General features: G+C 35.3%; 17 protein-coding genes. 13 read left to right on the plus strand and 4 right to left on the minus strand.

Annotation, left to right across the window (positions count from 1 at the left end):
- Positions 1–15 precede the first annotated feature (15 nt).
- The 7 genes from sufB (at position 16) to sufD (ending at position 5096) form a co-directional block, all read left to right on the plus strand.
- The gene (gene sufB, locus LPB89_RS02330) at positions 16–1464 is read left to right on the plus strand and encodes a Fe-S cluster assembly protein SufB (RefSeq protein ID WP_230700088.1); all 1449 of its coding nucleotides are present in this window, start codon (positions 16–18) and stop codon (positions 1462–1464) included.
- A 15-nt stretch (positions 1465–1479) separates the two neighbouring features.
- Entirely contained in the window at positions 1480–1677 is a 198-nt protein-coding gene (locus tag LPB89_RS02335; protein WP_089477591.1) for a DUF2683 family protein, read from the plus strand.
- Positions 1668–1940 (plus strand): Txe/YoeB family addiction module toxin, encoded by a 273-nt coding sequence (locus tag LPB89_RS02340; protein WP_230700089.1) that lies wholly within the window; start codon positions 1668–1670, stop codon positions 1938–1940. Before LPB89_RS02335 ends, LPB89_RS02340 begins: the two co-directional genes overlap by 10 nt.
- Positions 1941–1946: 6 nt before the next feature.
- A complete protein-coding gene (locus LPB89_RS02345) occupies positions 1947–2435 on the plus strand; it encodes a flavodoxin family protein (RefSeq protein ID WP_127338207.1) in 489 nt (162 codons plus the stop codon).
- Positions 2436–2449: 14 nt separating this feature from the next.
- Entirely contained in the window at positions 2450–3196 is a 747-nt protein-coding gene (gene sufC / locus LPB89_RS02350; protein WP_055097564.1) for a Fe-S cluster assembly ATPase SufC, read from the plus strand.
- An 85-nt stretch (positions 3197–3281) separates the two neighbouring features.
- Entirely contained in the window at positions 3282–3671 is a 390-nt protein-coding gene (locus tag LPB89_RS02355) for a four helix bundle protein (protein ID WP_230700090.1), read from the plus strand.
- Positions 3672–3779: 108 nt separating this feature from the next.
- A complete protein-coding gene (gene sufD / locus LPB89_RS02360; protein ID WP_154340143.1) occupies positions 3780–5096 on the plus strand; it encodes a Fe-S cluster assembly protein SufD in 1317 nt (438 codons plus the stop codon).
- A gap of 135 nt (positions 5097–5231) precedes the next feature.
- On the opposite strand, the gene LPB89_RS02365 is transcribed toward sufD, so the two are convergent.
- Together LPB89_RS02365 and LPB89_RS02370 are read right to left on the minus strand one after the other, a co-directional pair.
- Positions 5232–5984 carry a hypothetical protein gene (locus LPB89_RS02365; protein WP_230700091.1) on the minus strand — a complete coding sequence of 251 codons (753 nt, stop codon included), beginning with the start codon at positions 5982–5984 and terminating at the stop codon, positions 5232–5234.
- A 14-nt stretch (positions 5985–5998) separates the two neighbouring features.
- The gene (locus LPB89_RS02370) at positions 5999–7348 is read right to left on the minus strand and encodes a serine hydrolase (RefSeq protein WP_230700092.1); all 1350 of its coding nucleotides are present in this window, start codon (positions 7346–7348) and stop codon (positions 5999–6001) included.
- A gap of 219 nt (positions 7349–7567) precedes the next feature.
- Here LPB89_RS02370 and LPB89_RS02375 point away from each other — a divergent pair, with 219 nt between their 5' ends.
- From LPB89_RS02375 to LPB89_RS02400, 6 genes are all read left to right on the plus strand, one after another.
- Positions 7568–8782, plus strand: coding sequence for an aminotransferase class V-fold PLP-dependent enzyme (locus tag LPB89_RS02375; protein ID WP_230700093.1), 1215 nt, complete (start codon positions 7568–7570; stop codon positions 8780–8782).
- Positions 8783–8867: 85 nt separating this feature from the next.
- Positions 8868–9221, plus strand: coding sequence for a hypothetical protein (locus tag LPB89_RS02380; protein WP_370635444.1), 354 nt, complete (start codon positions 8868–8870; stop codon positions 9219–9221).
- Between the two features lie 2 nt (positions 9222–9223).
- Positions 9224–9649 (plus strand): SufE family protein, encoded by a 426-nt coding sequence (locus tag LPB89_RS02385; RefSeq protein WP_230700095.1) that lies wholly within the window; start codon positions 9224–9226, stop codon positions 9647–9649.
- 90 nt (positions 9650–9739) lie between these two features.
- Positions 9740–10063, plus strand: a complete 324-nt coding sequence (locus LPB89_RS02390) for an SUF system Fe-S cluster assembly protein (RefSeq protein WP_053472865.1) — start codon at positions 9740–9742, stop codon at positions 10061–10063.
- Between the two features lie 65 nt (positions 10064–10128).
- Positions 10129–10638 (plus strand): DUF2480 family protein, encoded by a 510-nt coding sequence (locus LPB89_RS02395; protein ID WP_230700096.1) that lies wholly within the window; start codon positions 10129–10131, stop codon positions 10636–10638.
- Between the two features lie 77 nt (positions 10639–10715).
- Positions 10716–11666, plus strand: a complete 951-nt coding sequence (locus LPB89_RS02400) for a DUF3078 domain-containing protein (RefSeq protein WP_230700097.1) — start codon at positions 10716–10718, stop codon at positions 11664–11666.
- A 371-nt stretch (positions 11667–12037) separates the two neighbouring features.
- Here the strand turns inward: LPB89_RS02400 and hflX are convergent, their stop codons facing one another.
- Positions 12038–13279, minus strand: a complete 1242-nt coding sequence (gene hflX / locus LPB89_RS02405) for a GTPase HflX (protein ID WP_230700098.1) — start codon at positions 13277–13279, stop codon at positions 12038–12040.
- 164 nt (positions 13280–13443) lie between these two features.
- Positions 13444–14310 carry a hypothetical protein gene (locus tag LPB89_RS02410; protein ID WP_230700099.1) on the minus strand — a complete coding sequence of 289 codons (867 nt, stop codon included), beginning with the start codon at positions 14308–14310 and terminating at the stop codon, positions 13444–13446.
- Between the last annotated feature and the right edge of the window lie 16 nt (positions 14311–14326).

The raw sequence follows: 14326 nt of genomic DNA on the forward strand, positions 1-14326 counted from the left end.
TTAAAAAAGAAAAAAATGTCAAAATACACTGAAGACGATTTAAAAATCGAACTCGAAACCAAAGAATACGAATACGGATTTTATACTAATATCGAATCGGAAACATTCCCTATTGGTTTAAATGAAGATATTGTTCGCGCTATTTCTCTGAAAAAAGAAGAACCTCAATGGATGACCGACTGGCGCATCGAGGCTTTTCGTGCCTGGAAAGAAATGATCGAACCGGAATGGGCCAATGTACATTATACAAAACCCGATTTTCAGGCGATTTCCTATTATTCAGCTCCAAAACAGGTAGATCCGTCCAAAACTTTGGATGATGTAGATCCGGAACTTTTAGAGATGTACAAAAAATTAGGGATCTCTGTCGATGAACAAAAAATGATGAACAATGTCGCTATGGATATTGTGGTCGATTCTGTTTCTGTGGCTACGACTTTCAAAAAAACACTGGCAGAAAAAGGAATTATTTTCTGTCCGATTTCTGAAGCCATCAAAGAACATCCTGAATTAGTTCGTAAATATTTAGGAAGTGTTGTACCTCAGAAAGACAACTTCTACGCTGCATTAAACTCAGCCGTTTTCTCTGACGGAAGTTTCTGTTATATCCCAAAAGGCGTTCGTTGCCCAATGGAACTTTCCACTTATTTCAGAATCAATCAGGCCGGAACAGGACAATTCGAAAGAACCCTTGTTATTGCCGACGAAGGAAGTTATGTTTCATACCTGGAAGGCTGTACGGCTCCAAGCCGCGATGAAAATCAATTGCACGCCGCTGTAGTAGAATTAATCGCTATGGATGATGCTGAAATTAAATATTCTACCGTTCAGAACTGGTTCCCTGGAAACAAAGAAGGAAAGGGTGGTGTTTATAACTTCGTTACCAAAAGAGGTTTGTGCGAAACAAACGCTAAAATTTCATGGACACAGGTTGAAACAGGTTCTGCCGTAACCTGGAAATACCCTTCTTGTGTGCTTAAAGGAGACAATTCGGTTGGGGAATTTTACTCCATTGCCGTTACCAATAACCACCAACAAGCAGATACCGGAACTAAAATGATCCATTTAGGCAAAAACACTAAATCGACCATTATTTCAAAAGGTATCTCTGCCGGTAAATCACAAAACAGTTACCGTGGATTAGTGCAGATCAGCCCGAGAGCTGAAAATGCAAGGAACTTTTCGCAATGCGACTCCCTATTAATGGGAAACAACTGCGGGGCACATACTTTTCCTTACATCGAAAGCAAAAATCCTTCTGCCAAAATAGAACACGAAGCCACTACAAGTAAAATTGGAGAAGATCAGGTATTTTATTGCAACCAGAGAGGTATTCCGACTGAAAAAGCAATTGCCTTGATTGTAAATGGTTTCAGTAAAGATGTACTGAACAAATTACCAATGGAATTTGCAGTTGAAGCGCAAAAATTATTAGAGATTTCCCTTGAAGGATCTGTTGGATAATAAAAAGCAATAATTATGGATATCATCTTAAAAAATGTAAAGAAAAAAGATTTTCCGGTTTTTCAATCACTGGCGAAATCTCTTGGTTTTGAAATTATAGAAGAAAATGAAAAACCATATAATCCTGAATTTGTAAAAGAGATTCTGGAAGCAGAGCAAAGTATAAAAGACGGGAAAGGAATTAAAATCAAACTTGAAGATTTGTGGAAGTAATTTATTCCGAGAAAGCTCAAAAAGACAGAGAATTTTGGAAAAAATCTGGCAATAAAGCAATAATGAATAAAATTACTGCCTTGATTGAGGATATGCAGCTCCACCCTTTTGAAGGCATAGGAAAGCCGGAGCCTTTAAAACATGAACTTTCAGGAAAGTGGTCCAGAAGAATAAATCAGGAACACCGAATAATTTACAAAGTTACTGAAGAAGATACAATCGAAATATTAGATATTCTTTCATTGAAAGGACATTACGAATAAGTTTTAATGGAAAATAGAAAAGTAATCATTTTAGGTTCCTCCCGGAAAAATGGGAACACAACAAAAATTGTGGACGAAATTTCAAAAGAATATGGAATAGAGGTAATTAATTTAAGTGATTATACGATTTCCTATTATGATTATGAAAGCAAAAACATAGATGATGATTTTTTGCCTTTGATAAGAGGAATACTCGAAAAGTATGATACTTTGATTTTTGCTACTCCTATATATTGGTATAATATGAGTGGAATTATGAAGGTTTTCTTTGATCGTATTTCAGATTTAATCCGAATTGAAAAAGAAACCGGAAGAAAACTCAGAGGAAAGAAAATTGCCGTGATATCGAATTCACATGATAATGAAATTGAAGAGAGTTTTTACATACCGTTCAAAAAATCAGCCGATTATTTAGGCATGGAATATTTAGGACACGCGCATTTTAATGCCAACATCCTGAACCAGACAACAAAAATAGAATTGACATTTATATAAAATAAAAAAAAACAATGTTATCAATAAAAAACCTTCACGCCTCAATTGGTGATAAAGAAATCCTTAAAGGAATTAACATAGAAGTAAAAGCTGGCGAAGTACACGCTATCATGGGACCTAACGGTTCCGGAAAAAGTACGCTTTCGGCTGTAATTGCCGGAAACGAAAACTACGAAGTTACGGACGGACAGGTTTTCCTTGACGGGGAAGATCTTGCTGATCTGGCTCCTGAAGAAAGAGCACACAAAGGAGTTTTCCTTTCTTTTCAATATCCGGTAGAAATCCCGGGGGTAAGTGTAACGAACTTCATGAAAACGGCTATCAACGAAACCCGCAAAGCAAACGGCCAGGAAGAAATGCCGGCTAATGAAATGCTAAAGGTAATTCGTGAGAAATCTGAATTATTGGAAATCGACCGTAAATTTTTATCCCGTTCTTTAAATGAAGGTTTTTCGGGTGGTGAGAAAAAAAGAAACGAAATTTTTCAGATGGCCATGTTAGAGCCAAAATTAGCCATCCTTGACGAAACCGATTCAGGTCTTGATATTGATGCCTTAAGAATTGTTGCTAACGGAGTCAACAAATTGAAAAGCGAGAAAAACGCGATTATCGTGATCACACACTACCAACGTTTGTTAGATTATATCGTTCCGGATTTCGTTCACGTTTTATACAACGGAAGAATCGTAAAATCAGGCGGAAAAGAGCTGGCTTACGAACTGGAAGAAAAAGGATACGACTGGATTAAAGCAGAAAACTAAATTTTTGTTTCATGTTTCATGTTTTTTTAGTTTTAAGTTAGATTACATTTTGTAAGTTTAAACTTAAAAATAAAGAAAAGAAATTATGGCAACAATAACTCGATTTGAGGATTTAGAAATTTGGAAAGAAGCCCGACGATTAGTAAAAGAAATTCATCTAATTTCAATCGACACAGAATTAAAATTAGATTTCAGATTTAAAAATCAAATAAAAGCTTCATCTGGTTCGGTAATGGATAATATTGCTGAAGGTTTTGAAAGAGATGGGAATTTAGAATTTCGACAATTTTTATCAATAGCAAAAGGTTCGGCCGGAGAAACAAGATCTCAGCTTTATAGAGTTTTCGATTTTGAATATATTTCAGAACAAAAATTCGAAGTTTTAAAAACAGATTATGAAAATTTAAGTGGTAAAATAAAAAACTTTATCACTTATCTCAATAAAAAGGATTTCAAAGGAAATAAGTTTCAATAGACAACCTGAAACTTTAACCTGAAACAAAAAAACGGATATTAAAGGTAACAAGTCGCAACAGGTAACCTGAAACTTGAAACCTGAAACACCGAAGGAAACAAAAGAACAATGGATTTAAAAGAAAAATTAGTATCGTCTTTTATGGCTTTTGAAGAGCGTGTTGATGTACATTCAGATTTACATGACATACGCACGAACGCCCTAAAAAACTTCGAAAATAAAGGTTTCCCAACCAAAAAAGAAGAAGCCTGGAAATATACATCGCTAAACGCCATCCTAAAAAATGACTTTACGGTTTTTCCGAAGCAGGAAAATGCAATTGAATTTAATCAGGTAAAAAAATACTTTTTACACGAAATCGATACGTACAAATTAGTATTTATCGATGGTGTTTTCAGTTCACATTTGTCTTCGACAACACATGACGGAATCGACGTTTGCTTAATGTCATCGGCATTGACCAAACCAAAATATAAAATGGTTATTGATACCTACTTCAATCAGATTGCAAGCAAAGACGAAAGTCTGACTTCGCTGAATACCGCTTTTGCAAGTGAAGGGGCTTTTATCAATATTCCACAGAAAAAAGTAGCGGACAAACCTATTGAAGTGATGTATTTCTCCACAGGAAATGAAGCTGCACTAATGGTTCAGCCCCGAAATCTGATTATTGTCGGAGAAAATTCACATGTTCAGATTATCGAACGTCACCAAAGCCTGAATGAAAATCCTGTTTTAACCAATTCGGTTACAGAGATTTTTGCTCAAAAACGTGCTATTGTTGATTATTACAAAATTCAAAACGATAACAGTGAAGCCAACCTGGTAGATAACACTTACGTTTCACAACAACAGGAAAGCCATGTTTACGTACATACGTTCTCTTTCGGAGGAAATCTGACACGTAACAACCTGAACTTCTACCATTTTGGAGAAAGACTGACAAGTACTCTAAACGGAATCACAATTATCGGTGAAAAACAACACGTAGACCATTATACGCTGGTAAATCACGCAACGCCAAATTGCGAAAGTTTCCAGGATTATAAAGGAATTTTCTCGGATCGCTCTACAGGAGTTTTCAACGGAAAAGTTTATGTAGAGAAAGAAGCTCAAAAAACAAACGCTTTCCAAAAAAGCAATAATATTTTATTGAGCGACAAAGCAACAATCAATGCAAAACCGCAATTGGAAATTTTTGCTGATGACGTAAAATGTTCTCACGGATGTACTGTCGGACAATTGGATGAAACCGCCATGTTCTACATGCAGTCCCGTGGAATTCCAAAGAAAGAAGCAAAAGCTTTATTGATGTACGCCTTTTCAAATGCCGTGATCGAAAGTATTAAAATACCGGAATTAAAACAACGCATTACTAAAATTATCGCTATGAAATTAGGCGTTAATTTAGGGTTCGATTTGTAATAGCTTAACCGCAAGGTTCGCAAAGATTTACGCAAAGTCCGCAAAGTTTATATAAAAACTTTGCGGACTTTGCGCTTTTTACTTAGCTTTCTTTGCGGTTAAATTTACTTTTATAAGGAAGAAATGTATTTCTTTTTAATAATCTACCGAGATTTTTTCTCCTTTAAAACTATTATTAAATATCTTTAAATATGTTCCTCTTCCTTTTTCAGTCATTTGATAATAATCTGAATTAATTCGTGAAATATACTTATTCAAAACAAGAAATTCTTTCACAGGATCTTTTACATCTGAGGGAAGTTTACCGCGTCCACTTTCTAAGCTTTTGTAACACTTAACAAAGTCATCAATCAAATTATTATCCTTTAAAAGATTATAATCAGAAAGATTGAAATAATCTGTTTGAGTATTTCCAGAAACATCAGGAATATTAATTCCATTTAACTCAACTTTCAGTAATTGAATTTCTTCATTCTTCTTATCTAACAACTTTTCAAAATTCTCTTCTAATTCCCTTAATTCAGAACGAAGTTTTATGGATTGTTCTAAAGTTAATAACCTTTTCCCTTCTATTTCATTTTTTTGATTCACTCTCCATGTAGTAAACTTTAAATCTAACCAATATGCACCATTAGTTACAAAGGGAATAATTGTAAGTAGAATCAAAGTTGAAATCAAAGGCCAATAAACCAAATGCCAAACATCACTATAATTTTTTACAATAAATTCTATTTTAGTTATACTTATTTTTTTCTGATCTACAAAAAAAGTCAAATAAGCAATTTTCCAATTCCAAATAAGCCAAGAAACAATTAAAGTCCCATAAAAAGGACTTGAAACTCTTTCAATAAAAATTGAATTTATTGATTTTTTAATTTCCTCTATCATAATATTTACTTTTCTTATTTATTCTTCACACTTTCAATTATCCCCTTCAAAAACCCATTAAAATCAAATCCCTGATCTGCCTCTTTCAATCCCATTCTCACAATAACCATATCCAGAGACGGAATAATCGCTACCATCTGCCCTTGGTATCCACTGCAATAATACATATCACGAGGCACATCCGGAAATTTGCCTCCGGCATTTAACCAAAATTGCGCTCCGTATTTTCCTTCAGAAGTATTGGTTGGTGTTGACGTATATTTTACCCAGTTTTCATCGAGAATTTGTTCTCCGTTCCAGTTTCCTTTATGAAGATATAACAATCCAAATTTAGACCAGTCACGTGCTGTTGCCCATGCGTAGGAAGAACCCACAAACGTTCCGGACATATCCTGCTCCACAATCATTGAGTTCATTCCGATCTTATCGATTACGGCACTGTACCAGAAATCAAGATATTCCTGTTGCGTTTTAAATTGATTTTTTAAAATTCTGGACAATAAATTTGTAGTTCCGGAAGAGTAATTCCAATGTGTGTTGGGTTTAAACTGAGCCGGTTTATCCATTTGTACTTTTCCCATATCTTCAGCCTCAAAAAGCATTTTGGTCGCATCGCAAATCGTGCTGTAATTCTCTTCCCATTCTAGACCGGAATTCATATGCAATAAATCGTTTATCGTTATATTTTTACGATCGTCATTTTTCCATTCCGCAATTGGAGCCGGTTTATAAATATCAATTTTTCCCTGTTTGGCTAAAACTCCAAAAGCCGAACTGGTAATACTTTTTGTCATGGACCAGCCCAGAATTTTGCTGTCTTTTGTAAAACCGGTATCGTATTTTTCGGCTATCAGTTTATTTTTGTACAAGACTACAACTGCACGTGTACGTTTTGTTTTTGCTCCGTTTTTATCAAAAGAATCATCAACCGCTTTTTTTAATTTTGAATAATCCACATTCGAAAAAAGGGTGTCCACCGGATCTATATTTCCATAGGGAAAAGGCAATGGTTTCGATTTTGACCTTTTTGGCAACAGGTAAGGTTTTGAAACATCAAAATCATCATTAATTAAAGTGGCACCCAAACCTTCCCGATAAATTGCTTTGCGCTCTTTTAATCCGTATACGTTTGACGTTACAAACTTTCCGGCTTCATCAATCGAGTTGGAAGCCAAATCGATCATCTTGATATCATTGTCCGTTTTTTGAATCAAATCCAAAGGACGGCGATCCAGAAAATGTCCCGAAGCCACACTTTTGGCCGAAAACCCGGAAATCAAATCAAGTTTTGGATAAGTCGTAAATCCAAAATATAAAAAGGCAATAACTACAACAAGTGCAAGCAGTTTGAGGATTTTTTTCATAATTTTTCAGCTTTTTCCTGCAATATAATTAATTTATAAACATGTTATTACAACTCCATTTAGAAATACAATCGGGGAATATTTGCAAATCCAGATTAAAAACTGAAAAATCAACATTTACGCCTTCCCCTGATAGCGTCATAAAAGGAAATTATAGAATAGCCGCATAAAACAATTTAGTTTTAGTACTTTTGTAAATAGATTTTTTCTAAATAAGACATGCTAGATATTCAAAAAATAAGAGCTGAATTTCCGATACTTTCACAAACGGTAAACGGAAAACCCTTAGTATATTTCGACAACGGTGCCACTTCGCAAAAACCACAAATTGTGATTGATGCTATCGCGAAATATTATCAGGAAATAAACGCCAATATTCATCGCGGTGTTCATACTTTAAGTCAATTGGCTACCGATGCCTACGAGATTTCCCGTGGTAAGGTACAGCACCATATAAATGCTAAATTCGCACACGAAGTCCTTTTTACTTCCGGAACTACACACGGAATCAATTTAGTGACCAATGGTTTCGCTTCGATTTTAAAACCGGGTGACGAAGTAATTGTTTCGTCTCTGGAACATCACAGTAATATTGTGCCCTGGCAGATGTTATGTGAAAAGACGGGGGCTGTACTGAGAGTCATTCCGATGAACGAAGACGGTGAATTGATTATGAAAGCCTATGAGGCACTTCTTTCCGAAAAGACAAAAGTGGTTACGGTCAACCATATTTCAAATGCTTTGGGAATCATCAATCCAATTAAATACATGATCGAAAAAGCACATGCTGTCGGCGCGGCTGTTTTGATTGATGGTGCACAGGCTGTTCCGCATTTAAAACCGGACGTTCAGGATCTGGATTGCGATTTTTATGCTTTTTCCGGACATAAAATGTGCGGTCCGACAGGTACCGGAATTTTATACGGAAAAGAAGCGTGGCTAAACAAACTTCCTCCGTATCAGGGCGGTGGTGAAATGATCAAGGAAGTTACTTTCGAAAAAACAACTTATGCCGATCTGCCACATAAATTTGAGGCCGGAACCCCAAATATTGCCGGCGGAATTGTATTAGGTACAGCGATTGATTATTTGAATAGCGTTGGTTTTGAAAATATCCAAAAGCAGGAAGAAGAATTACTGGCACATGCCACAAAAAGTTTATTAGAGATTGAAGGGCTGAAAATTTACGGAACCGGAAAGAATAAAGCGTCAGTAGTTTCGTTTAATATTGATGGCATTCATCCTTACGATATTGGCTCTATCATTGATAAATTAGGAATAGCGGTGAGAACGGGACACCATTGTGCACAGCCGATTATGAATTTCTTTTGTATTCCCGGAACGATTCGTGCTTCTTTTTCTTTTTACAATACTAAAGAGGAAATTGATCTGATGGTAGAAGCCGTCAAAAAAGCAAAAACAATGTTAAGCTAAAAAAAACAAACTTATGCGAATAGTATCTTTATTACTTTTAACTGTCTTTATTGTAACTGGTTGTTCAAGCCAAAAAAAAACAGACATGACAACAACAGAAATTGAATATTCAGCTGTTTCACGAGGCCTTTATAAAAAGATACTTGTTCAAAACGAATCTGTTTCTGTTACAAATGGCAGAAACGATGAAGCTGTTAAAAGCAAAATTGACGCTGCAAAATGGAACAAAATTGTTGCTGAATTTGAAAAAGTCAATTTAGAAAGCATTCCAAATCTGAAAGCCCCGACAGAAAAACGTTTTTACGATGGTGCTGCCATCGGAAATTTAAAAATAACTTCAAACGGAAAAACCTACGAAACAAAAGGGTTTGACAATGGTTTTCCTCCAAAGGAAATAGAAAAACTGGTCAACTTATTGGTAGATTTTGCTAAAGAATAATTATGACAATAAAAGAAATTCAAAACGAGATAATTGATGAGTTTTCAATGTTTGATGACTGGATGCAACGTTACGAATACATCATCGAACTGGGAAAAAGTCTTCCGTTAATAAAAGAGGAATACAAAACGGACAACAATTTAATTAAAGGATGTCAGTCCAAAGTCTGGTTACAAGGCGAACAAACTGACGATAAAATTGTATTTACGGCAGACAGTGATGCCATTTTAACGAAAGGGATCATTGCTATTTTAATCCGTACTTTTTCGAATCAGAAGGCAAAAGATATTCTGGAAGCAGACACCGATTTTATAGATGAAATCGGATTAAAAGAACATTTATCGGCAACCCGTGCAAACGGATTAGTGTCGATGATAAAAAATATTAAAATGTACGCTTTGGCTTTTGACGCTAAAAGTAAAAATTAAATTTCTTCTGCCACGAATTTCACAAATTAACACGAACTTTTTAATTCGGGAAATTTGTGAAATTCGTGGCAAAAAAAAAAAACAATAAAAATGGAACAAGAAATAGACACAAACGAATTAGGAGAATCAATCGTAAAAGTTTTAAAAGGAATTTACGACCCTGAGATCCCTGTAGATATTTACGAATTAGGACTGATTTATGACGTAATGGTAAACACCGATTACGAAGTAAAAATCCTGATGACGTTAACGTCTCCAAACTGTCCGGTGGCAGAAAGTTTGCCAAGGGAAGTAGAAGAAAAAGTAAAAACAATCGAACACATAAAAGATGTTGATGTAGAAATTACTTTTGATCCGCCATGGAGTAAAGACTTAATGAGCGAAGAGGCAAAGTTAGAATTAGGAATGCTTTAATAAAATTTGTTTCAGGTTTAAAGTTGCGTAACCTGAAACTTTAAACCTGAAACTAACTTTTTCATATGGAAGAAATAATCAACAAAGTTGCCAATAGTGCACTGGAGGTATTTGATCTTGAAGATTACTACCCTAACGGAATGCGTGTGCAGCTTGACATTTCACAGTGGCTTCTGGAAGGTTTTTTATTAAAAGAAAAAGACTTCAGGGAGCATTTAAAAAATCATGACTGGTCTCAGTATCAGGATCAGTATGTTGCCGTTAACTGCAGTACCGATGCTATTATTCCGGCCTGGGCTTTATTGTTGGTTGCCATTCAACTGGCGCCTTATGCCAAAAAAACAGTCAACGGTACCATCGAGGATTTAAACGGAAGTTTATACGAAGACATCCTAAGTAAGATTGATTACTCAGCCTACAAGAACAAACCTGTTATCGTAAAAGGCTGCTCGAAAAAACCCGTTCCTGTGCGTGCTTATATTTTGGCGACAACTTATCTGCAGCCTTTTGCAAGAAGCATTATGTATGGAGAAGCTTGTTCTGCAGTACCTTTATACAAGGAAGCTAAGAAATAACGCGCTTTAAGCACCAATAATCCTACAGAATCTGGCGGTTTTTAGTATATTTGTTATTACACTTTAAACTAAATACTATGAGAAAGATATTCTTATTACTCTTCGTTTTAGCAAATCTTACTTTTGTTCAGGCACAAAATTCCGAAAAAGAATTAGTTCAAAATACTGAAAAAGCCGTAAAAAAAATAAATGACACGATTGAAGATGAAGGCTGGAAAGCAAAAGGAATTGTATCTCTTTTGCTCAATCAATCCAGTTTTAACAACTGGCTCGCAGGTGGCGAAGACAGCTTCTCCGGAACTTTAGGAATCAACTACGACTTTAATTACAAAAAAGACGACATTACCTGGGACAATAAAATTCTGGCTTCTTACGGTATTTTACAAACTAAAAATGCTGATTTCGGAAAAAAGACGGATGACCGTTTGGAATTTAACTCAATAGTAGGAAAAAGAGCTTTTGGGGAATGGTATTACTCTTTCTTTTTAAATTTCAGAACACAATTCTCGACGGGTTACCTTTATAGCAAAGATGTAAATGGAAAAGAAATACGTACAGAAAACACCCAGTTTATGTCTCCCGGTTATCTTACAACAGGTCCCGGTCTGTATTGGTCTAAAGACGATAATCTCAAAATAAACTTTGCCCCTCTAACCTCAAAATTCACTTTTGTAGACGGTGCCTATACTTCAGGAATCGATCAGGGAACAGGGTTGCCTTATGTTGACGGAGCTTATTTTGGCGTAGATGCCAACAAAACCATACGCTATGAGCTTGGTTTTTATGCTTCCGTGTATTACAAACTTGCCATTATGACCAATGTAACGGCAGAAAACAGTCTGAATTTATATTCTAATTATTTAGAAGATCCACAGAATGTAGACATTAATTACTCGCTGAATATTGTGATGAAAGTAAACAAATTCCTGTCGGCCAATTTAGCCTTTCAGGCTATTTATGACGACAATGCCTTTCAGGGATTTCAAACCAGGGAAGTTTTTGGTCTTGGAATTAATTTCGGATTCTAATGTAAAAAGGAACCGATTGTATTTTTACCGAAGAGACTCCAAGTTTAAAAACCTAAAGAAAACTCTGCGACTTTGCGAGATTAATATGAAAAGCTTAGCGAACTTTGCGGTTAAGGTTTTGACCTAGATTTAAAACTGTGCAGTAAAGTTTCCCGCAGATTTGGCTGATTAAGCAGATTTTCTTTTTTAATAATTTTTTAAAATAGATCCGCAAAATCTGCGAGACAAAAAATATTCGCAAAATGAAAAAATTAATATTTCTCGCAAAAACACAAAGCTCGCAAAGCTTTATCTGGATTTAGCTTTGCGAACTTTGTGTTTATAAAGGTAAGGCGATATAATCTTTGCGTTCTTTGCGGTACAACTTTTATTTATTCCTCATCTTGTTTTTCTTCTTTCTCAATTGCATCTTTATAATCGGGATACAAAAATTTATTATACGGAAATCTTGTGATATGAATCTGGCGAACAGCTTCATAAACAGTTTCCCTAAATTCCTCGAAATTTTCTTTTTGGGTTGCCGAAATAAATAACGCTTTATCCTGACCTACATTACTCATCCAGGTTTGTTTCCATTCCTCAAGCGTGTAATGTCTTCTTGTCTTTTCGGTAATCAAATCATCCTCATCGATCGTCAGGTGTTTGTAAGCATCAATTTTATTGAAAACCATAATAGTGGGTTTGTCATTACTTTTGATCTCTAATAACGTCTGATTTACAGATTCAATGTGATCTTCGAAATCAGCATGTGAAATATCCACCACATGCAGCAGCAGATCGGCTTCACGAACCTCATCCAGTGTACTTTTGAAAGAATCCACCAATTGTGTTGGTAATTTTCTAATAAAACCTACCGTGTCAGAAAGTAAGAATGGCAGGTTTTTAATCACCACTTTACGAACCGTTGTATCCAGCGTTGCGAATAATTTATTCTCTACAAAAACATCGCTTTTACCAACAGCATTCATCAAAGTCGATTTTCCAACGTTGGTATAACCTACCAAAGCCACACGTACCATTGCTCCGCGATTACTACGCTGAATTCCCATCTGCTTATCGATCGTTTTGATTTTGTCTTTCAACAATGCAATTCGGTCACGTACAATACGTCTGTCGGTTTCGATCTCCGTTTCACCGGGACCACGCATACCAATACCACCTTTCTGGCGTTCAAGGTGTGTCCACAAACCGGATAGTCTTGGCAACAAATAGATACACTGCGCCAATTCTACCTGGGTTCTTGCATAAGAAGTTTCAGCGCGCTGCGCGAAAATATCCAGAATCAGATTGGTTCTGTCTAAGATCTTGCAGTCTATAATTTTCGAGATATTCTTTTGTTGTGATGGCGATAATTCATCATCAAAAATTAAAGTTGATATGTCGTGTTCTTTTACAAAAAGATTAATTTCTTCTATTTTACCTGTTCCGACAAAAGTTTTCGGGTTCGGGCGTTCCATTTTTTGCGAAAAACGTTTGATCACTTCCCCTCCTGCGGTAAAAGTCAAAAACTCTAATTCGTCCAGATATTCGTTTAGTTTTTCCTCACTTTGATTTTGAGTTACGATACCAACAATGGCCGTTCTCTCAAAATTTATAACTTCTTTTTCTAACATAGCTTTGAATAAGGTGCAAATTTAATGATTTGTGAGCTACTACCCTTATAGAATTTAATTTTTAAGTTCCATTTGGGAAATTATGGTCTTTATTTAAAAGGAATAAGTCCTTTAGAAATTAAGATTTTAATTTCTAAAGGACTTAAAAAATATAGTATAAGTCTTTATTCGTAAATAAAAGTCTTCTCTGTTTTTACAATACCGTTTTCTTCAAGCTGAGAACAGGAAATTGGATAATTCAATTTATTGTATTTATATTTTCGGCTTACCGCTACCAAAGCTGTAGATGAAGGGCTGAAATTCACTTCGTTATTATAGGAAATAGTCTCAAAAGTAAATTCATCCTCATGATAGGAAATCATCGGTACGATTATTTTGTAGTTGTCTCCAAAAAGATTCTGAACAATTAAGGATTCAACCGATTTTTTATCATCGTACGTATAGGTTTTAGAGATTTTATCTCCCACTAAACCTTTATGTTTAGATACATTATCATTTACATAAACGTATTCTATTTTGCCAATAATCTGCTTGTTTCTATCGCGTGAAGTACGTCTTACAATAATACCATTTTCAACAATGTATTCAATGTCATCCACTATATTCTGGTGGTTGCTACTTTTTTTGGTGATTGCTTTTATTCGCGCTCCTTCGTAAGTAAAAGTTACCGTTTTGGTAATGTAGTCATTCCCTTCATGGTATTTGTTTACGAATTTTATAATGTTGTTATCAGCATCATACGTATAATTGATCACTTCTTTCCAGTCGCTTCCAACTTTTTCTTTTACAGTCATGTCCAGTAAACCGTTTTTGTTGTAAAAAAATTTCTGAATAACATCGGAAGTAGTAATCGTTTGTATTTTTCCTTCACTAAAAACCACTGTTTTATTTACAATTTCACCATCCTTGTAATTTTGGTAATTTGTTTTTACAATGTTAATCTGTTTTAATCGGACAGGAGGAGCATCCTGGCTATGTACTAAACATGGAAATACCATCATGATGATGGCAAGTAAGTAGATTTTTTTCATGGTATTTGTATCGATT

Source organism: Flavobacterium sp. ENC (assembly GCF_020991415.1).
Lineage (GTDB): Bacteria > Bacteroidota > Bacteroidia > Flavobacteriales > Flavobacteriaceae > Flavobacterium.